This is a genomic window from Mesorhizobium sp. WSM4849 (genome assembly GCF_055811385.1).
The window spans coordinates 60,359-78,005 of the sequence record NZ_JBVVPW010000028.1; the positions used below are offsets into that span (position 1 = coordinate 60,359).

The following is a 17,647-nucleotide window of genomic DNA, read 5'->3' on the forward strand; positions in this document are numbered from 1 at the left end:
ATGACTGATATAACCGAACACACAGCAGCGCGCCCAAGGGCTGAATTCCTGCACCGGTTTTCCGTGCGCGACGCCGGGACGCTGATCGGCCTGGTCGTGATCCTCGCCGTCTTCGGTGCGCTGGTCCCGGGCTTCTTTGCCGAGCGCAACCTGATCAACATCCTGCAGCAGTCGAGCATCAATGCCTGCCTGGCCTTGGGCATGACGCTGGTGATCATCTCGGGCGGCATCGATCTGTCGGTCGGGCCGACGGCGGCCCTTTCGGCCGTCATCTCGGCCTCGATGCTGGTTGCCGGCGTGCCGTTTCCGCTGGCCATCGCCGCCGGCTTCGCCATCGGCCTCGTCTGCGGGCTGCTCAACGGCGTGCTGGTCGCCTATGTCGGACTGCAGCCTTTCATCGTCACGCTGGGAACGCTCAGCACCTACCGGGCGCTGGCGCTGATCTATACCGGCGGCAATCCGGTGCTCGGCCTGCCTGCCGGCTTCCGCACCATCTTCAACGGCTCGCTGTTCGGATTGCCGTTGGCGGTCATCATCGTGGCCGTGGTCGCGCTGATCGCATGGATCATCCTCAAGAAGACGCCGTTCGGCGAATATCTGCTCGCCGTCGGCGGCAATGAGGAGGCCGCCTACATAGCAGGCGTGCCGATCGCCCGCACCAAGATAGCCGCCTACATGATTTCGGGTCTGCTGGCGGCCCTTGCCGCGCAGATCCTGATCGGCCGGCTGGGTGCCGCCGAGCCCATTCTCGGCAATCTCTGGGAGCTCGATGCGATTGCCGCGGCGGCCATCGGCGGCGCCTCGCTTATGGGCGGCAAGGGCAGCGTGGTCGGCACCATCCTGGGCGCCGTCATTCTCGGCACCATGCGCAACGGCCTGACGCTGATGAATGTCCAGTCCTTCTATCAGCTCCTGGCAACTGGTCTTATAATCCTTGCCGCGATGCTTATCGATCGCGTGACGAGGGGACGTGGATGACCTTGACCAGCCTGGATCTGAAAGCAGTAGGACCGCGGATCCGCATGATGATGCCGCATTTGACGCCGCTCGAGGCGAAGGTGGTGGAAACCGTCTTCGGACGGCGCGGCTTCGACGAGACCATTCCGCTCAAGCAGATCGCCGAAGAGGCCGGCGTGTCGGAGGCGATGGTGGTCAAGATCGCCAAGAAGCTGGGTTTTTCCGGCTACCGCGACTTCCGCACCGCGGTCTATGAGTATAGCCGCCTGCCGACCGCAGAAATGCACCAGGAGCTGTCGGCCGACGACAGTTCGGCCGAGATCGTCCAAAAAGTGTTCCGCACCTCCATCCAGGCGTTGGAGGAAACGCTGGCGATCCTCGACATGGACGATTTCGACCGCGCCGCCGATCTTCTCTACCGCGCCAAGAACCGGGATTTCTATGGCGTCGGCGGTTCGGCGCAGATCGCGCGCGACGTGTCGCACAAATTCCTGCGCATCGGCATCCGCGCATCGGTCTACGACGATTCGCACATGATGCTGATGTCGGCCTCGCTGCTCGGCGCCGACGACATCGCCGTCGGCTTCTCGCATTCGGGCAATACCAGCGCCGTCATCGATGCCATCCATCTCGCCCGCAAGAGCGGGGCGCGGACGCTGGCGATCACCAACTACGACAACTCGCCGCTGGCCGCCGTTGCAGACATCGTGCTGTGCTCGACAGCGCAGGGCTCGCCGCTGATGGGCGAGAACGCTGCGGCGCGCATCGCCCAGCTCAACATTCTCGATGCGCTGTTCGTCGCGGTGGCGCAGCGCGACTATCAGGCGGCGGAGCGCAATCTCGGCCGCACCATGTCGGCGGTGACGTCGAAACGTCGGGACAAGGGCTCATGAAAGATTGGGGTACATGACGGCTCCGCTGGTCACCGTGTTCGGCAGCCTGCATTACGACATCATGGTCGAAGCGCCTGACCGCCCGCGCAAGGGCGAAACGGTGACCGGCCATGCCTGGCAGCCGAAATGCGGCGGCAAGGGCGGCAACCAGGCAGTGTCGGTGGCGCGAGCCGGCGTGGGCTCGGCGATGATCGGCGCCGTCGGCGATGACGATTTCGGCCGCGTGCTTCTCGACAATCTCTACCGCTGCGGCGTCGACAGCCGCTTCGTGCGGGTCGCGGCTGGCGCCGGCTCCGGCATGAGCGTGGCGATTTTCGACGACGGCGGCGATTATGGCGCGGTGATCGTGTCAGGCAGCAATCTCACCTTGGGCAAGAAAGACGTCGCGGAAGCTACTGATGTGATTGCGCAAACGTCGGTTCTGCTGCTGCAGAACGAGGTGCCGGAAGCCGCCAACATTGCCGCGGCGCGGGCGGTGAAGGCGCATGGCGGGCGCGTCGTGCTCAACGCCGCACCCGCCCGAAAACTGTCCGGCGAACTGATCGCACTTACCGATATCGTCATCGTCAACGCCATCGAGGCGGAATTCCTGGCCGGCATTCCGGTCGTCGACACGCTCGAGGGGGCTGCCGAGGCGGCACGCATGCTGGCCGATTTCTATCCGGCCGCGATCGTCACGGCCGGCGGGGAGGGCGTTGCCTATTGCGACCGCGACGGCCAGGCGTTCGTGCTGGCGGCCATCCCGGTGAAGGTCGTCAGCACCCATGGCGCCGGCGACGAGTTCGTCGGCGCGTTCGCGGCAGGCCTTGCCCGTGGGCATCAGGTCGAGGCTGCCCTCGCCGCCGCCAACACCGCCGCGGCCGTGCTGGTCGCCACGCCGGAACGCGAGCGCGAGGAGATCTGAGACGGATGGCCGCCTCCGCCCGTGACAGGCGACAAGAAGCGGATGGCGAGGACTTTTCGCTCGGCTCCGACAGGCCGATAAAGTTCGACAATTGATACGAAAGCCCGCCACCCCAAGGGATGACGGGCTTCCGTAGCCTGGGCGCCAGGAACGCCACGGTAGCGACGCTGCTACTAAATGCTCCGTAGATACTCAATATGCGGCCTTCGCGCCGTCAGGCGCATCGGCCAAACAAATGAAGCCCACGCCTTTGGCGGAGAGCGCGGGCCTGCGCAGCCGGGCGCTTGCGCGTCCGGCTGCCGATGTCGTCAGTGCTTGCTCTTGCCGGGGCTGGCGGCACCGCCACTGATGGCGATGCGCTTGGCTTTCGACTGTGCGCGCTCCGTCTTGGGCAGCGTCACGGTGAGCACGCCGTTATGGAAGGCGGCGTTCACCTTGTCCTCCTCGACCTCGTAGCCGAGCGGGATGCGGCGCTCGAAGCGGCCGTAGAACCGCTCGGAGAACTGCCTGTCCTTGTCCTCGGTCTCGGAGCGCTTCTCGCCGCGCAGCGTCAGCACACCGTCATCGAGCATCACCTCGACGTCCTTTTCGTCCATGCCAGGAATTTCCGCGGTCACGCGGATCTCCTTCTCGCCGTCGGCGATTTCGACGCTCGGCCAGCTGCCGCGCGCCGACGAAAATCCGCTGAGCGAAGGCATGCGCGTTTCGAAGCCGCGGAACGCGTCGTCGATCAGGCGGTTCATCTCGCGATGCAACGCCATGAACGGGTCGCGCTCCTCGTCACGATAGAAGCTGGGAACCGGACTGTTCTCCCGGCCCCAGGGTATGAGATCACGAATAGCCATTGCTGTTCTCCTTTCTCGACTGGTTGCGCCAAAGGCGAACGCCAGAGATCGCCTTCGCTCAGGCGGCCTGCTTCGGCTTCTCGACCTGCCCGGCCTTCCGCGCGTCGTCGTCCTTGGCGATCGCGATGCGACGCGGCTTCATCTCCTCGGGCACTTCGCGCACGAGGTCGATCGTCAGCAGGCCGTTGTTGAGCGAGGCGCCGGTGACCGTCATGTGATCGGCAAGCTCGAAGCGCCGTGTGAACGGTCGCACCGGAAGGCCGCGATGGAGATATTCCACCTCGTCCTGTTCCTTGCGCTCGCCCGAGACGATTAGAAGGTTCGGCTCGTGGCTAATGTCGAGATCGTTCTCGGAAAAGCCGGCGACGGCGATCCTCACACGATAGGTGTTCTCGTCGCTTCGCTCGATGTCATAAGGCGGCCAGGTTTCGACTGCCTGAGGCGCGTTTTCCAGCAGGGTGAAGATACGGTCGAAACCGATGCTCGACCGATAGAGCGGGGAAAAGTCGAATGCGGTTCTCATAGCTACATCCTCCATGGAGCAACATAGTACGAGGGACGCCAAAGAGCTTGGCGCTCCCTGGGTTCTGCCGGTCCCGTTCGGCAACCGGCAATTTGGATTTGGTTATTGTCAGGCCGAAATCAAGACCCAGATTCTGTCCCGCAGCCAGATTTTTTTGTTGCCAGATTGTACTGGCAATGCCGGTTTCAACCGTCATTTGAGGGTCGCGCCGGCACGCCGCATGGAGGATATCATGACCATGACACGCGACGATATCATTTCGGTGCTGGGCCCGGTGGACGACGCCATCATCGCCGACATCGCCTCGACCGGCGCGACGATCGAAGAGTTGCGCGAGGCCTTTGCCTGGGTCGGTGCCGATGAGGCGCTGGTGAATGAGGGCCGCCCTCTGCCGTCGGCAAGGGTGGCGACGCTGATCGGGCTTCTCGAACCGCCGGACGACGACATATAGCCGGCCGTTACGTCGGCAGGGGCAGGGGTCTGGGGCAAGCAGGGCTGGAGACGGGGAGGGTCTTGAAGCGCGCAGGCAGACGAACCATCTCGTCCATCGGCGCCGATCGGGCTGCCTCCTGCTTAATCGAGGATGTTACTTGCTCTAAAAAACAGAAAGAAGGAGGAAGTGATGAACGACGTCCCATTTTCCGAGCCGATCACGCTCAAGCTCCAATCCGTCGGAGAGCGCAAGGTCGCCAGCAGCTGGGAAGCCATCGAATGCATGCAGCAATGGCCGGACCGGGCGCGCGGCCGGAACTGGCGCGCAGCCTATCGCGCCTGCCGCGACGCGCTCGACGGCTGGCGCACCGCCCGCGAGGCTCGCACTGCCTTCGTCAAGGCGGCTCGCACGGCCGGACTGCTTGTCACGGGGCGTAAATCCACCTGAATATCAATCCACCTGAACGCCAATGAACCTGAAGCAGGGGCGGACGCGCTATGCTGCAGAGGCGGCGCCTTTCATGAAAAGCGCCGCCCCTCCCTGTCTCACTGCAGCGTAATAACACCGTCCACCGCCCGCCATTCGGAGGGCTGGATCAGACGGTGATGGGCGACGCGCACGGAATGCAGCGGGCCTTCGATCTCACGTTCCCAAAATTCGAGGAAATGCTTCAGAGTCGGGAAATCCGGGGCGATGTCGTATTCCTGCCAGATGAAGAGCTGCAGCAGGTCCCGGTAGTCGGGAAGACGATAATGAATCTCCGCCGTCGTCAGGCCAAAACCCTGCATCTGGAGCTGGAACTCGTTGCTGACCATGCACGTCTCCTTTCTGTCGTAAATCAGGCGCCGACGCGGTGGGGCCCGCCGTGGCGGCTTCGGCCGGCGCCGGCGCCTTGAGATGGACCTGCGCCATCGAGTGCCTGCAGCGCGTCCATGATCTCTTCAAAGGCGATTGGAGCTTTGGCGCCGGGCGGCTTGCGCAGCGCCGGCATGGATTCGACCGCGCAGGCATCGGAGGCCCATGACGACAGGATCGCGCGCTTTTCACCGACGTCCAGCGTCGCGTCGGCCAGCACGTCCTGTGGACGATCGAAATGCCGCTCCGGATCGAGCAGCCGGCCGAGAGCGGGATCTTCCGGTGCAATCGAAATCGTTGGGGCATCGCGTTCCATCGCCATCCTCCGCATGCAAAAACGCGTCCGCTTCCTCATCGGTTCCGGCCGGCCGGCAGGCGGTGCCGCGGTCGACGACGACGTTGGAGGGTTGCGGCGCGGTTTCAAGCCACATCCGTCGTTTCAATCCTGGAATAGCGCCATAATTACAGTGCGCTATTACGGTGCGTTGGCACTCGACCACGGCGAGTGCTAAAATTTTTTCGACGTCCTCTTGAAAGCCTGAATCGGCAGACTAATTCGATATGCGCGTGATGCCTGAGCAGGGGTCGCGCACCGTCGCATCGGCCATTGTACCGGTCGGCTGCGAAGGGAGGTCCAAGAAAATCTGTTTGTCCTGTGAGGAGAACGACATGGCGTTCCGCCCATTGCATGACCGTATCCTGGTCCGCCGCATCGAGGTCGATGAGAAGACCGCCGGCGGCATCATCATTCCCGACACTGCCAAGGAAAAGCCGCAGGAAGGCGAGGTGATCGCCGCCGGGCCCGGGGCGCGTGACGATAGCGGCCAGCTGCAGCCGCTCGACGTCAAGGTCGGCGACCGCATCCTGTTCGGCAAATGGTCGGGCACCGAGATCAAGCTCAACGGCGAGGACCTGCTCATCATGAAGGAAAGCGACGTGCTGGGCGTGATCGAATCGACCGACAAGATGCAGAAGGCCGCCTGAGCGGGGCCTGGACAAGCAATCAGTCAACGAAAAGCTGCCTATTTGAAGGAGTTATCCAATGGCTGCCAAGGATGTGAAATTCCATACCGAAGCCCGCGAGAAGATGTTGCGCGGCGTCGATATCCTTGCCAATGCGGTGAAGGTGACGCTCGGTCCCAAGGGCCGCAACGTCATCCTCGACAAGTCGTTCGGCGCCCCGCGCATTACCAAGGACGGCGTTACCGTCGCCAAGGAAATCGAGCTTGAGGACAAGTTCGAGAACATGGGCGCGCAGATGGTGCGCGAGGTGGCGTCGAAGACAAGCGACGTCGCCGGCGACGGCACAACGACCGCGACCGTTCTGGCTCAGTCGATCGTCCAGGAAGGCGCCAAGGCGGTTGCCGCCGGCATGAATCCGATGGACCTGAAGCGCGGCATCGACAAGGCGGTCGACGCCATCGTCGCTGAACTCAAGGCCAATGCCCGCAAGGTGACCCGGAACGACGAGATCGCCCAGGTCGGCGCCATCTCGGCCAATGGGGATGCCGAGATCGGCCGATTCCTCGCCGAAGCGATGGAAAAGGTCGGCAATGAGGGCGTCATCACGGTCGAGGAGGCCAAGACCGCCGAGACCGAGCTCGAAGTGGTCGAGGGCATGCAATTCGATCGCGGCTATCTCAGCCCCTATTTCATCACCAACCAGGACAAGATGCGCGTCGAGCTCGAAGAGCCCTATGTGCTGATCCACGAGAAGAAGCTGTCCAACCTGCAGGCCATGCTTCCCGTGCTCGAAGCCGCAATGCAATCGAGCAAGCCGCTGCTGATCATCGCCGAGGATGTCGAAGGCGAGGCGCTGGCGACGCTGGTCGTCAACAAGCTGCGCGGTGGCCTGAAGGTTGCCGCCGTCAAGGCGCCGGGTTTTGGTGACCGCCGCAAGGCCATGCTGGAAGACATTGCCATCCTGACCGGCGGCACGGCAATCAGCGAGGATCTCGGCATCAAGCTCGAAAACGTCACATTGGAGATGCTCGGCCGCGCCAAGAAGGTGCTGATCGAGAAGGAGAACACCACCATCGTCGACGGTGCCGGCCGCAAGGATGAAATCCAGGCGCGCATCGGCCAGATCAAGGCGCAGATCGAGGAGACCACCTCCGATTACGACCGTGAGAAGCTGCAGGAGCGGCTGGCCAAGCTCGCCGGCGGCGTCGCCGTCATCCGCGTCGGTGGCTCGACCGAGATCGAGGTCAGGGAGCGCAAGGACCGCGTCGACGACGCCATGCACGCCACCCGCGCCGCGGTCGAGGAGGGCATACTGCCCGGCGGCGGCGTGGCGCTGCTCAGGGCGGCGAAGGCGCTCGACAATGTCGCCGTCGACAATCCCGACCAGAAGACCGGCGTCGAGATCGTGCGTCGGGCCATCGAACAGCCGGTGCGCCAGATCGCCGAGAATGCCGGCGCCGAGGGTTCGATCATCGTCGGCAAGCTGCGAGAGAAGACCGAATTCGGCTATGGCTGGAACGCCCAGACCAACGAGTTCGGCGACCTCTACGCGCAGGGCGTGATCGACCCGGCCAAGGTGGTGCGCGCCGCTCTCCAGGACGCGGCGTCGGTGGCCGGCCTGCTGGTGACCACCGAGGCGATGGTGGCCGAGAAGCCGAAGAAAGAAGGTGCCACGCCGGCGATGCCTGCCGGTGCCGGCATGGACTACTGACGCCAGGCTTCTGAGGACAAACGGCCGTGCCCGCCTTCTCTCGGCGGGCACGGCCTTGGCGGATCATATACAGGTGTTGCCATGGACATGATGAACAGTTTTGAAAAGATCACGGCGCCGACCCTTTCCAAGACCGATTTCAACTATGAAACGGAATGCAAGACGGCGCTGGCGCCGCTTGTCGACGGATTGCTGGACGCGGTCGAGTCGGCCGGCTGGGACCGTCGCAAGGCGGCCTATACGTTGATGTTCCTGTCGGCTCAGCGATTGGGAGCCGGCAAGGAGTAGACGGCGCGCGACCTTCATGGCGTTCGCCCGCCGCAACGATCTTCTTGCACCGCAGACGAATGGGACGGTCGCGAGCGGTGCGTTCGCAGCCGACTAATGCTCCGGCCTGAGTGGAAGACGAAGCGCGCCGAGCGCAGGAACACGCGCGCCTAAGCTCGTGGCAAGGGCCTGCGCATGATAAACGACGCATGGCCTTCCGCGCCGTGGGACGAAGGCCTGCGCTCGACCACTTCGAACCCGTGCTTGCGATAAAAGGCCAGCGCCCGGTCGTTCCCCTCGATCACTTCAAGCGCGATGCTGGGAATTCCCGAATGAGCGGCAAGGACGGCGTGCAGCATATCGGCGGCCAGCCCTGTGCCGAACTCGCTGTTGTCGATGTGGAGCCGGTCGAGCATGACGTTGCCGGTTTCATCCATCTCGGCCATCGCGTAGCCGGCGATAGAGCCGTCCGGCCGTTCCGCAACGAAAGACATCTTGTTGTCGTCTGCCAGTTCCGCCGCGATCTTCTGCGGCGCGTGGTAGTCGTCCGAGATGCGTGCCGTGGTCTCGGCACCGATGATTGGCGAGTAGGTCCGGCGCCAGGACTCTCCAAGGAGCCGCGACACCGACGGCACGTCCCGTTCGGTCATGGCCCTGATTTGAGTCATCGCTACTACCTCCCCGGCAGTTTATTGCATCGCATCCTTCGCGCCTCGGATCATCGTCTCACCCGCGATTTCAGCCAGCGGTCGAAGGCCACGGCGAGGATGAGGATCAGGCCGATGACGATGCTCTGGGTGTAGGACGAGACGTTGTTGAACTGCAGCCCATTCTGCAGCACGCCGATCAGTGCCGCACCCACCACCGTGCCGCCGACCGAGCCAATGCCGCCGAACAGCGAGGTGCCACCGATGACGACCGCCGAGATCACCGTCAGTTCGTAGCCGATGCCGGCGACGGCTTCCGAGGAATTGAGCCTGGCCGACAATACGAAGGCGGCGAGGCCGGCGAAGAAGCCGACGATGACATAGACCGAGATCAGGATACGGTCGACGCGCAGGCCCGACAGCCGCGCCGCCTCGGCATTGCCGCCGACGGCGTAGACGGCGCGGCCGTAGCGCGTGTAGCGCAGCACGATGTGGCAGAGGATTGCCGCCGCCGCGAAAATGATCGCCGGCACCGGGACCGGGCCGATCAGCCCGGTGCCGAACCAGCGCATCGAGGCGTCGAAGCCGGAGATCGGGCCGCCGTTGGAGATCGTCAGCGTCAGGCCGCGAAAGACGGTGAGGCCGCCAAGCGTGACGACGAAGGGCGGCACCTTCAGCCTGGTGATGGCAAAGCCCTGGACGCCGCCGGCCAGGGCGCCGATGACGATGGCAGCCAATAGGGCTGCGAACCAGCCAAAGCCTTGCGTGCCGGACGTCGACAGCGACAGCGTGTTGGCGGTGCCGCCCTTGGCCACCACCGCCGCGACCATGCCGCAGAAAGCCAGCAGCGAACCGACCGACAGGTCGATGCCGGCAGTGAGGATGACGAAGGTCATGCCGAGCGCGATCAGCCCGGTGATCGAGATCTGCCGCATGATGTTGAAGATGTTGATGGGGTCGATGAAGCTCGGCTTCAGGACGGTGAAAACAACGATCAGCAGCGCCAGGAACATCAGCGGGCCGAAGCTCATCAGCAGGCGCGCGACATTGATGCCGCCGCGCTGAGTCTGTTCGGTCGTGCTGGTCATTGCGTCGCTTCCTGCGTTTGATCGAGCGCCATCAGTTCCATCAGTTTTTCCTCGGTCGCCTCGATGCCGGGCATCTCGCCGGTGATGCGTCCGCGCCGCATGGTGACGATCCTGTCCGACACCGCAAGCACCTCCGGCAGTTCGGACGAGATCATCATGATGGCGATGCCGCGCGCTGCGAGCTGCACCAGGATCTGGTGCACCTCGGCCTTGGCGCCGACATCGACGCCGCGTGTCGGTTCATCGACAATCAGCACCTTGGGGTCGCGCGCCAGCCAGCGGGCAAGGATGACCTTCTGCTGGTTGCCGCCGGACAGCCCCTCTATGGGCTGCTCGGGCGAGGCCATGCGGATAGACAGCGTCTTCCTGTAGCTTGCCAGCGCTTCGCGCTCGCGGCGCTCGGCCATGAAGCCGGCGGCGTTGGAGTAGCGGCCGAGGGCGGCGATGGAAAAATTGGTGAGGATGCCGAGCGCGGCGAAGATCGCCTGGTGCTTGCGGTCTTCCGGCACCAGGCCGATGCCGAGCGCGATGGCGTCGGCGGGTGTTTCAGGCGCGATCGGCTTGCCGTCGAGCGCGATGGTGCCGGCGGCAATGCGGTCGGCGCCGAAGATGGCGCGGGCCAACTCGGTGCGGCCGGAGCCGACGAGGCCGGCGACGCCGAGGATCTCGCCCGCCTTGAGGTCGAGATCGACGCCTTCGAGCACGATGGCGTGCGGCGCTTGCGGATCGCGCACCGTGCGCAGGCCGCGCACGGAGAGCCTGACGTCGCCGGCGACGTCGCGCAGCGTCGGCCTGGCATAAAGCTCGGACGCGGCGCGGCCGACCATCTTCTCGATGATTTTCGGCAGCTTGATCGGCCCGCCGTCGCGGTCGAGATGGCCGGCCAGCCTGCCGTCGCGCAGCACCGTCATGCGGTCACAGATGGCAGAGGCCTCTTCCAGCCTGTGGGTGACGAACATGATGGCGACGCCATCCTTGCGCAGCCGGCCCATAATCGACATCAGCTTCTGCACTTCGGTTTCGGTCAGCGCCGAGGTCGGCTCGTCCATGATGATGAGGCGGCTCTTCAGCGACAGCGCGCGGGCGATCTCGACCAGCTGCTGTTCGGCGACAGACAGTGCCGACACCGGCGTAGCCGGGTCGAGGTCCAGACCAACGCGGGCGATGATCGCGCGCGAGTCTTCCTCCATCTTCCGCCAGCTGACCAGGCCGAGCGGCCCGAGCGGCGCGCGGCCGATAAAAATATTCTCCGCCACGGTGAGCGTCGGGATCAGGCTCAGTTCCTGGTAGATGGTGACGATGCCGAGGCGCTTGGCGTCCTGCGGGTTGTGGGGATTGAATTCGACGCCGTCGAAGACGATGCGGCCGCTGGAGGGCGGCATCACGCCGGAAAGGATCTTGAGCAGAGTCGACTTGCCGGCGCCGTTCTCGCCGAGCAGGCCGAGGATTTCGCCGGGCCGAACCTCGAGCGAGACATCGCTGAGCGCGGTCACGCCGGCAAAGCGCTTGGTCACGCCCTCGACGGCGAGGAAGGCGGGACTCTGTGACGATGCTACGTTTTCAGCCACGAACAAAGGTTTCTCCCACGGTGCAGTTCATGACGCCTCGAACGCCGAGCTTGAACACCCCCCTCTGTCCTGCCGGACAGAGGGGGGTGCTGTCCCGCCAGCCTTGCCAATTGGCGGTCTGTCGTCTCCTACTTCGTCTCGCCCAGCCTTTCCGCCTTGTCGAGATTGTCCTTGCCGATGACGATCGGCGTCAGCAGCACGAGCTTTTCCTTGGGCTCGGTCTTGTCCTTGGCATAGGCGACGGCGATCTGCACCGCGGTGCGCGACTGCTCGCCGGGGAACTGTTCGACCGTGCCGGCCAGTTTGCCGTCGCGCACGGCGACCAGCGCTTCGGGAAGCGCATCGAAGCCGTAGATCTTGACGTCGGTGAAGTTGCGCGCCGCGCACGCTTCAACCGCGCCAAGCGCCATGTCGTCGTTGGCGCAGATGATCGCGTCGGGCTTGCCGTTGGCGGCAAGGCCGGCCTCGGTGACGGAGAGCGCCTCGGCGCGGGCGAAGTTGGCGGTCTGCTCGAAGACGATCTGGTATTTGTCCTTCAGCGGATCGAGCACGTTGTGCACGCCCTTGTTGCGGTCGATCGCCGGGCCGGCGCCGGGCTGGCCCTGCAAATGGAAGATCTTGGCACCGTTCGGGAACGCCGCCACCATGGCCTGCGCCTCGGCCTCGCCGCCTTTGACATTGTCGGCGCCGACATGGGCGAGAATGCCTTCGACGCCGTCGACGCGGCGGTCGATGGTGACTACGGGGATGCCAGCCTGGACCGCCTGCTCGATGGCCGGCGCCAGCGCGTTGACGTCGAGCGGCGAGATGACGATGGCGTCGACCTTCTGCACAAGCGCCGCCTCGATATCGGCGGTCTGCTTTGGCGCCGAATTCTGGCCGTCGCTCTCGGTCAGGTTGACGCCTTGCGCCTGCGCCTCCGCCTTGATCTGGTTCAGCATGTGAACGAAGAACGGAAAGCCGAGGCTCGGCACCGAACCCAGGATGGTCAGTTTGTCCTGGGCGAATGCCGGTTGCGGAGCGGCCAGCGCCAATGTGCTCATCGCAACGGACGACAGCAGGAATTCACGTCTGTTCATCAATTTAGTCTCCTCCACCATGAGCGCACGACCCCGAAAACCGGAATGGGTCTCCGGCAGGTTCATGCGTCGATCTAGAAATGGAGTGTCTTTGAGCGCCCGAGGGGACGCAACGGCGCTCCAGCCGGTCCACCGCGACGTTCTCCTCCGCTCGGCGCCGGCGCGCGGATGCTAGCCAAGGCCGGAGGTTTGCGCAAGAACGGCAGGATTCGGTCCGGTCGGGTCCCTGGCTTATCCTTCGGCGCTTCGCAGGAGGTTCGCCGGACCGTCTTGAGGATAATCTCTCAGTCCACCACCGCCGGCTTGCTGATTTCGGATTTGTCGGTTGTCAGCGACAGCAAGGTGATTGATCCAAATACGACCGCAGCACCGACTGCTCCGGTCGGCGACAGCCGCTCGCCTAGAAATATGGCAGCACCAATCGCTCCGAACACACTCTCTGCGCTGACGATCACGGCGGCATGGCTGGCGGACGTGAAGCGTTGAGCGATCGTCTGGATGCCGAAGGCGGCCCCGGTCGAGAAGATGCCGAGTACGGCGAGTTCCGGCCCCGCATCGCTGATGGCGGCCAGCGACAAATTGCCCTGAAGAGCGCCGAGCGGCAGAGTGAGCACGGCGGCGCCGAGAAATTGCGCGGCAGCCGCCGCAACCGGCGCGCCGTGGGTCTGCATGTGGCGGCCAAGCTCCACCATCCAAAGCGCGTAGCACGCGGCCGAAAGTATCGCAGCGAGATCGCCCTGGCTGAAGCTGGTGGTCAAGCCTCCGGACAGCAGCAGGACACCGACCACTGTCATGGCAGCCGCAAGACCGCCAACGGCAGTCGGGCGCTCGCCAATCAGCAACCAGGCGGCGAGTGGCGTCATCACCGTTGCTGTGCTCACAAGAAAGCTGGCATTGGTAACCGAAGCGTCGAGATACGAGACCTGCTGGATGATGATGGATATCGAGAACAGAACGCTGACTTTGGCGAGGCTCATCCAGTAGCCGGGCCCGGATTTCCTTCCCCATTCGAGCATCGTCAGCGGCGCGACCATGAGCCCCGCGATCAGGCAGCGCATGCCCACGGCGCTGAGCGGATCGAGATGAACCAGCACAGTCTTCTGCGCAACATTGCCGAAGCCCCAAAAGGCAGCAGCAAGCAGAAGCAGACAGTTGGCCTGCACCCTCGACATATCGATGTCTCGACAAAGCTTGCGCCGCAAAGGGCGGATCGCTGGTTGCTAGCGGGCGGCGAGCTTGTCCCACCGTTTGCAATACAGGCGGACGCCGACGGGCACGATCTCATAGCCGGCGTCGTTCAACTGGAGCTTCATCTCCTCGAAATGCCGCTTTGAGCCGCTGACGATCGATTCAGGCGTGTAGTCCCAGCCGTTGCGGGCGGCGTTGGCCAGAACGTCGGCATAGACGCGCATGCTCGTGATTTTCACATCCGATTCCAGCACCTGCCTGCATGCTCTTGCGAACAACGGCGAGTGGACGGCGGAAAGACTCAAGATCGTGCATGCCAGCATTATCGAAACAGGACGCATGGAAACCTCCCCTGATAGCAGCTTGTTGCCGCAAGCGAGCTTGCAATTTGTGCGCCTGCGGCGGGATCGGGCAGATGCAGTATTCGGCCTCCTGCATTTGTGGTATTCTTCCGCTGGGGACGGGTCCCACCATGACGTTCAACGACGCTTCGAAAGCGCAGGCGCTCGATGCCTTGTCGGGTCGCGAGCGCGCGGTCGCGGAAAAATTCGCAACCGGCATGACCTATCGCGAAATCGGCAATGCACTTTTCATTGCCCCGACCACTGTTCGCACCCACCTTGCGGCCATCTACGAAAAACTTGGCGTGCGCACCAAGATCGGGCTCGCGGCGTATTTTGCCGGCGCTTCCGGCGCTCGGCCGGACGGGCTGTCACCCCCGTCGGACGCTCCGCCGGTGCTCGCCATATTTCCTATCGAATGCCTGAATTCGGAAGAGCGTTGGCGCCGCTTTGCCGACGGTCTGTCGTCGGACATCACCATCGACCTGGCACGATACGCGGGCTTGCCTGTCATCGCCTTCCACACGATGAAATCGCTGGGCAGCAAGCCGGCCGACTTCGAGGCGGACGGCAAGGCGCTTGGCGCTACCTATATTGTGTCGGGCCAGTTGCGCGCGGACGACCAGAGGATTCGCTTGACGATAGAGCTTGCCGATGCCCGTAGCGGCGTCAGCCTGTGGAGGGAGCGCTACGACCGCCCGGTCGAGGACATTTTCGCGCTGCAGGACAGCCTGACCGAAAGCATCATCAATGTGTTCGCCGGCAGTTATGGAACGCTGGCCACGGTCGGCCGCAATGCGGTTCGCCGCAAGCCGCCGGCCAGCTTGCGGGCCTATGATTTTTATCTACTTGCCCTCGAACAGCACACTACGTTCAGCCGCGCCGGCAATGTCGAGGCGATCCGCTTGTTTTCACGCGCGCTGGAGCTTGACCCTGCTTTCGCCAACTGCTGGGCCGAGCTCGCCTATGCCTATTCGGTCGAGGCCTGCAACGGCTTTGGTGACGACCTGCTGGCGTCGATCGAGAACTGGCGGATCACGGCCGAAAACGCCCTGCGCCTCGACCCGACGGACAGCTGCGCCCACGCATGCCTTGGCAATCTCAGGGCATGTCTTGGTGATCTCGAAGGAGCGGAGCGCGCGCACCGGCGCGCTCTCGAATACGGCTGCAACCACGCCGGCATACTGGCGCTGCTGGCCGGCAGCAAGGCGCTTGTCGCCGGCGATCCGGCCGAGGCGATCCCGCTCATCGAGCGTGCCATGCGCCTCAATCCATTGGCCCCGCCCTGGTATTTCGGCATGCAAGGCCGCATCCTGTTTTCCGCCGGCAGGCATCGGGAAGCTGTCGCGGCGCTCCGCAGGAGTTCGCCGGAATCGCCGGACGTGCTGATGTTCCTGGCGCTTTCGCATGCGGCCATGGGCGAGACCGGCGAGGCGGCGCGCGCCGCGGCCCGCTTGAGAGCCGAATTTCCAGGCTTTTCGGTCGAACGCTTCATCGCAGGCTATCCGGTGACCAACCGGCACGCGTTGCTTGCCATCCGCAACGCCGCCGAACTGGCGAAGCTGCCGTAGATGCCACCTACCGGTCGATCGTCACCATGACGCGTTCGTTGTAGCGCTCACCCGCGACCTTGCCCGGTGCCAGCGCGTCGTCGAGCGCCTGCATTGCGGCGGCGTCGAGCTCGATCGCCGCGGCAGCGACATTCTCCTCGAGGTATTTTCTGCGCTTGGTGCCGGGGATCGGCACGATGTCGAGCCCGAAATCGCTGCCCTTGTGCAGCAGCCAGGCCAGCGCGATCTGGCCGGGCTTGACGCCCTTGGCCGTGGCGATGTCGCGGACAATCCCGGCCGCCTGCACATTGGCGTCGTAGTTTGCGCCCTGGTAGCGCGGGTCGCCGCGCCGGAAGTCGCCTTCCGGATAGTCCTCGGCGCGCTTGACGTCGCCAGTGAGAAAGCCGCGGCCAAGCGGCGCGAACGGCACCAGGCCAATGCCGAGCTCGCTGAGCAACGGGATGATTTCCGGTTCCAGATTGCGTTCCCACAGCGAATATTCGCTCTGCACCGCCGACACCGGATGCACGGCATGCGCGCGGCGGATGTTGGCCGCACCCGCCTCCGACAGGCCGAAGAAACGCACCTTGCCATCAGTGATTAGTTTGCCAACAGCACCCGCCACATCCTCGATCGGCACCGCCGGGTCGACGCGGTGCTGGTAGAGCAGGTCGATATGGTCGGTGGCGAGCCGGCTGAGCGAGCCGTCCACCGCCTCACGGATATGCTCGGGCCGGCTGTTGCGGTCAGTGCCGATCTGCTTGCCGTTTTCAATGCGGAAGCCGAATTTGGTGGCGATCGTCACCTCGTGGCGCCGGCCCTTCAGCGCGCGGCCGAGCAATGCCTCATTGGTGTGCGGGCCATAGACTTCCGCCGTATCGAAGAAGGTGCAGCCGAGCTCGATGGCGCGGTGCAGTGTGGCGATCGATTCCGCCTCGTCGGCCGGGCCGTAGGACTGGCTCATGCCCATGCAGCCGAGGCCGATCACCGATACCTGCAGCCCTTGGCTGCCCAGCTTGCGTGTGCTCAAGGTCATGGATGAGATCTCCGGACAATGTCAGGGTTCGTGTGCGTCAGGACTATTGCGTCAGGACCATATAGAGCACTCGCTCGGTTTCCACAGTCGCTCGGTCGAGGCTGATCGCACGATCATGTGAGCTTTCCGCTAAGCGCCTTGCCCGGTGTTGCCCAGTGCCCGGAAATTGACAGAACACCCGGTCTCGGCCATCCTTATGCCAGCCGCCTTTTCCTGCGGCGGCGTGTGTATGAGCGAGTCCATGGCCAGTTCCGTCACCAGCCAGAATTCCAAGCGTGCCGCGGTGCGCAAGGCGCTCGACCGCCACAAGGTCTATATCACCGCACAGAGCTTTTCCGCCGGCGCCTACAAGGCGCGTGTCCTCGTCGACGGCGAGGCCTACTGGGTCGACGAATTCCGGCTGAGCCAACTCCAGCAGGGTCTGTCGCCGGCCGAGCTCGAATTGACGCCGGCCACCGACGATTGAGCTGTGTGAGGCATACCCTTCGTCATCCCAGGGCGGAGCAGGAGCGAAGCGACGTCGCGGAGACCATGCCGCGACCTGTGAGCGCCGCTGCGATGGAATTTTGATGCTGGCGGGACAGCGCCCCCCTCTGTCCTGCCGGACATCTCCCCCACATGGGGGGAGATCGGATGTCGCGACGCTTTCGCCAATCTCCGACGTTGCAAAGAGGGTGCCCACAGTGACACTGCCAATCTCCCCCCTCGTGGGGGAGATGTCCGGCAGGACAGAGGGGGGGCGCGAAGGAATGAGACGTTGGTTCCTGACTGCCGCGCGCTTCGGTCTTTGACATGCCAG

The 17,647-nt window shown here is 64.1% G+C and carries 21 protein-coding genes; 10 read left to right on the forward strand and 11 right to left on the reverse strand.

Annotated features, from left to right (window positions below):
• From AC0L3L_RS26775 to AC0L3L_RS26785, 3 genes are read left to right on the forward strand one after another with little or no spacing between them, the layout of a single operon-like run.
• Entirely contained in the window at positions 1 to 978 is a 978-nt protein-coding gene (locus AC0L3L_RS26775) for an ABC transporter permease (RefSeq protein WP_473488926.1), read from the forward strand.
• On the forward strand, positions 975 to 1,850 hold the full coding sequence (locus AC0L3L_RS26780) for a MurR/RpiR family transcriptional regulator (protein ID WP_123147842.1): 876 nt from the start codon (positions 975 to 977) through the stop codon (positions 1,848 to 1,850). The genes AC0L3L_RS26775 and AC0L3L_RS26780 overlap by 4 nt, the downstream gene beginning before the upstream one ends.
• Positions 1,851 to 1,863: 13 nt before the next feature.
• The gene (locus tag AC0L3L_RS26785) at positions 1,864 to 2,754 is read left to right on the forward strand and encodes a ribokinase (RefSeq protein WP_473639963.1); all 891 of its coding nucleotides are present in this window, start codon (positions 1,864 to 1,866) and stop codon (positions 2,752 to 2,754) included.
• Positions 2,755 to 3,062: 308 nt separating this feature from the next.
• On the opposite strand, the gene AC0L3L_RS26790 is transcribed toward AC0L3L_RS26785, so the two are convergent.
• Together AC0L3L_RS26790 and AC0L3L_RS26795 are read right to left on the reverse strand one after the other, a co-directional pair.
• Entirely contained in the window at positions 3,063 to 3,599 is a 537-nt protein-coding gene (locus tag AC0L3L_RS26790; RefSeq protein WP_123147844.1) for an Hsp20/alpha crystallin family protein, read from the reverse strand.
• A gap of 58 nt (positions 3,600 to 3,657) precedes the next feature.
• Positions 3,658 to 4,122, reverse strand: a complete 465-nt coding sequence (locus tag AC0L3L_RS26795) for an Hsp20 family protein (protein ID WP_473488923.1) — start codon at positions 4,120 to 4,122, stop codon at positions 3,658 to 3,660.
• Between the two features lie 232 nt (positions 4,123 to 4,354).
• Between AC0L3L_RS26795 and AC0L3L_RS26800 the strand changes: the two genes are divergently transcribed.
• A complete protein-coding gene (locus AC0L3L_RS26800; protein ID WP_425294096.1) occupies positions 4,355 to 4,573 on the forward strand; it encodes a hypothetical protein in 219 nt (72 codons plus the stop codon).
• A gap of 171 nt (positions 4,574 to 4,744) precedes the next feature.
• Positions 4,745 to 5,002, forward strand: a complete 258-nt coding sequence (locus AC0L3L_RS26805) for a DUF982 domain-containing protein (RefSeq protein ID WP_095493218.1) — start codon at positions 4,745 to 4,747, stop codon at positions 5,000 to 5,002.
• Between the two features lie 98 nt (positions 5,003 to 5,100).
• On the opposite strand, the gene AC0L3L_RS26810 is transcribed toward AC0L3L_RS26805, so the two are convergent.
• Together AC0L3L_RS26810 and AC0L3L_RS26815 are read right to left on the reverse strand one after the other, a co-directional pair.
• A complete protein-coding gene (locus AC0L3L_RS26810) occupies positions 5,101 to 5,370 on the reverse strand; it encodes an usg protein (protein WP_123147846.1) in 270 nt (89 codons plus the stop codon).
• A gap of 23 nt (positions 5,371 to 5,393) precedes the next feature.
• Positions 5,394 to 5,726: a hypothetical protein gene (locus tag AC0L3L_RS26815; RefSeq protein ID WP_473639965.1), complete on the reverse strand. Its 333-nt coding sequence runs from the start codon at positions 5,724 to 5,726 to the stop codon at positions 5,394 to 5,396.
• A gap of 353 nt (positions 5,727 to 6,079) precedes the next feature.
• Between AC0L3L_RS26815 and AC0L3L_RS26820 the strand changes: the two genes are divergently transcribed.
• From AC0L3L_RS26820 to AC0L3L_RS26830, 3 genes are all read left to right on the forward strand, one after another.
• Positions 6,080 to 6,394, forward strand: a complete 315-nt coding sequence (locus tag AC0L3L_RS26820; RefSeq protein WP_095493216.1) for a co-chaperone GroES — start codon at positions 6,080 to 6,082, stop codon at positions 6,392 to 6,394.
• A gap of 58 nt (positions 6,395 to 6,452) precedes the next feature.
• Positions 6,453 to 8,084 (forward strand): chaperonin GroEL, encoded by a 1,632-nt coding sequence (gene groL / locus AC0L3L_RS26825; RefSeq protein ID WP_473639967.1) that lies wholly within the window; start codon positions 6,453 to 6,455, stop codon positions 8,082 to 8,084.
• An 81-nt stretch (positions 8,085 to 8,165) separates the two neighbouring features.
• Entirely contained in the window at positions 8,166 to 8,372 is a 207-nt protein-coding gene (locus AC0L3L_RS26830; protein ID WP_473639969.1) for a hypothetical protein, read from the forward strand.
• Positions 8,373 to 8,521: 149 nt separating this feature from the next.
• On the opposite strand, the gene AC0L3L_RS26835 is transcribed toward AC0L3L_RS26830, so the two are convergent.
• The 6 genes from AC0L3L_RS26835 to AC0L3L_RS26860 form a co-directional block, all read right to left on the reverse strand.
• Positions 8,522 to 9,019, reverse strand: a complete 498-nt coding sequence (locus tag AC0L3L_RS26835) for a GNAT family N-acetyltransferase (protein ID WP_123147849.1) — start codon at positions 9,017 to 9,019, stop codon at positions 8,522 to 8,524.
• A gap of 50 nt (positions 9,020 to 9,069) precedes the next feature.
• Positions 9,070 to 10,086, reverse strand: coding sequence for an ABC transporter permease (locus AC0L3L_RS26840; protein ID WP_473639971.1), 1,017 nt, complete (start codon positions 10,084 to 10,086; stop codon positions 9,070 to 9,072).
• Complete coding sequence (locus AC0L3L_RS26845) at positions 10,083 to 11,654, reverse strand: sugar ABC transporter ATP-binding protein (protein WP_473639973.1); 1,572 nt, start codon at positions 11,652 to 11,654, stop codon at positions 10,083 to 10,085. The genes AC0L3L_RS26840 and AC0L3L_RS26845 overlap by 4 nt, the downstream gene beginning before the upstream one ends.
• A gap of 128 nt (positions 11,655 to 11,782) precedes the next feature.
• Positions 11,783 to 12,733: a substrate-binding domain-containing protein gene (locus AC0L3L_RS26850; protein WP_473639975.1), complete on the reverse strand. Its 951-nt coding sequence runs from the start codon at positions 12,731 to 12,733 to the stop codon at positions 11,783 to 11,785.
• Between the two features lie 284 nt (positions 12,734 to 13,017).
• Entirely contained in the window at positions 13,018 to 13,905 is an 888-nt protein-coding gene (locus tag AC0L3L_RS26855; protein WP_473639977.1) for a DMT family transporter, read from the reverse strand.
• Positions 13,906 to 13,953: 48 nt separating this feature from the next.
• Positions 13,954 to 14,160 (reverse strand): hypothetical protein, encoded by a 207-nt coding sequence (locus AC0L3L_RS26860; protein ID WP_133254753.1) that lies wholly within the window; start codon positions 14,158 to 14,160, stop codon positions 13,954 to 13,956.
• 233 nt (positions 14,161 to 14,393) lie between these two features.
• Between AC0L3L_RS26860 and AC0L3L_RS26865 the strand changes: the two genes are divergently transcribed.
• A complete protein-coding gene (locus AC0L3L_RS26865; RefSeq protein ID WP_473639979.1) occupies positions 14,394 to 15,833 on the forward strand; it encodes a LuxR C-terminal-related transcriptional regulator in 1,440 nt (479 codons plus the stop codon).
• 7 nt (positions 15,834 to 15,840) lie between these two features.
• Here the strand turns inward: AC0L3L_RS26865 and AC0L3L_RS26870 are convergent, their stop codons facing one another.
• Positions 15,841 to 16,848, reverse strand: coding sequence for an aldo/keto reductase (locus AC0L3L_RS26870; RefSeq protein ID WP_473639981.1), 1,008 nt, complete (start codon positions 16,846 to 16,848; stop codon positions 15,841 to 15,843).
• Between the two features lie 241 nt (positions 16,849 to 17,089).
• Between AC0L3L_RS26870 and AC0L3L_RS26875 the strand changes: the two genes are divergently transcribed.
• The gene (locus AC0L3L_RS26875; protein WP_029351283.1) at positions 17,090 to 17,314 is read left to right on the forward strand and encodes a hypothetical protein; all 225 of its coding nucleotides are present in this window, start codon (positions 17,090 to 17,092) and stop codon (positions 17,312 to 17,314) included.
• The last annotated feature ends 333 nt before the right edge of the window (positions 17,315 to 17,647 follow it).

What these genes read in the sequence shown, in the direction of transcription:
- AC0L3L_RS26775 (WP_473488926.1), top strand. Translation starts at nt 1, where the DNA reads ATGACTGATATAACCGAACACACAGCAGCGCGCCCAAGGGCTGAATTC.
- AC0L3L_RS26780 (WP_123147842.1), top strand. Translation starts at nt 975, where the DNA reads ATGACCTTGACCAGCCTGGATCTGAAAGCAGTAGGACCGCGGATCCGC.
- AC0L3L_RS26785 (WP_473639963.1), top strand. Translation starts at nt 1,864, where the DNA reads ATGACGGCTCCGCTGGTCACCGTGTTCGGCAGCCTGCATTACGACATC.
- AC0L3L_RS26790 (WP_123147844.1), bottom strand. Translation starts at nt 3,599, where the DNA reads ATGGCTATTCGTGATCTCATACCCTGGGGCCGGGAGAACAGTCCGGTT.
- AC0L3L_RS26795 (WP_473488923.1), bottom strand. Translation starts at nt 4,122, where the DNA reads ATGAGAACCGCATTCGACTTTTCCCCGCTCTATCGGTCGAGCATCGGT.
- AC0L3L_RS26800 (WP_425294096.1), top strand. Translation starts at nt 4,355, where the DNA reads ATGACCATGACACGCGACGATATCATTTCGGTGCTGGGCCCGGTGGAC.
- AC0L3L_RS26805 (WP_095493218.1), top strand. Translation starts at nt 4,745, where the DNA reads ATGAACGACGTCCCATTTTCCGAGCCGATCACGCTCAAGCTCCAATCC.
- AC0L3L_RS26810 (WP_123147846.1), bottom strand. Translation starts at nt 5,370, where the DNA reads ATGGTCAGCAACGAGTTCCAGCTCCAGATGCAGGGTTTTGGCCTGACG.
- AC0L3L_RS26815 (WP_473639965.1), bottom strand. Translation starts at nt 5,726, where the DNA reads ATGGAACGCGATGCCCCAACGATTTCGATTGCACCGGAAGATCCCGCT.
- AC0L3L_RS26820 (WP_095493216.1), top strand. Translation starts at nt 6,080, where the DNA reads ATGGCGTTCCGCCCATTGCATGACCGTATCCTGGTCCGCCGCATCGAG.
- groL (WP_473639967.1), top strand. Translation starts at nt 6,453, where the DNA reads ATGGCTGCCAAGGATGTGAAATTCCATACCGAAGCCCGCGAGAAGATG.
- AC0L3L_RS26830 (WP_473639969.1), top strand. Translation starts at nt 8,166, where the DNA reads ATGGACATGATGAACAGTTTTGAAAAGATCACGGCGCCGACCCTTTCC.
- AC0L3L_RS26835 (WP_123147849.1), bottom strand. Translation starts at nt 9,019, where the DNA reads ATGACTCAAATCAGGGCCATGACCGAACGGGACGTGCCGTCGGTGTCG.
- AC0L3L_RS26840 (WP_473639971.1), bottom strand. Translation starts at nt 10,086, where the DNA reads ATGACCAGCACGACCGAACAGACTCAGCGCGGCGGCATCAATGTCGCG.
- AC0L3L_RS26850 (WP_473639975.1), bottom strand. Translation starts at nt 12,733, where the DNA reads ATGAACAGACGTGAATTCCTGCTGTCGTCCGTTGCGATGAGCACATTG.
- AC0L3L_RS26855 (WP_473639977.1), bottom strand. Translation starts at nt 13,905, where the DNA reads ATGTCGAGGGTGCAGGCCAACTGTCTGCTTCTGCTTGCTGCTGCCTTT.
- AC0L3L_RS26865 (WP_473639979.1), top strand. Translation starts at nt 14,394, where the DNA reads ATGACGTTCAACGACGCTTCGAAAGCGCAGGCGCTCGATGCCTTGTCG.
- AC0L3L_RS26870 (WP_473639981.1), bottom strand. Translation starts at nt 16,848, where the DNA reads ATGACCTTGAGCACACGCAAGCTGGGCAGCCAAGGGCTGCAGGTATCG.
- AC0L3L_RS26875 (WP_029351283.1), top strand. Translation starts at nt 17,090, where the DNA reads ATGGCCAGTTCCGTCACCAGCCAGAATTCCAAGCGTGCCGCGGTGCGC.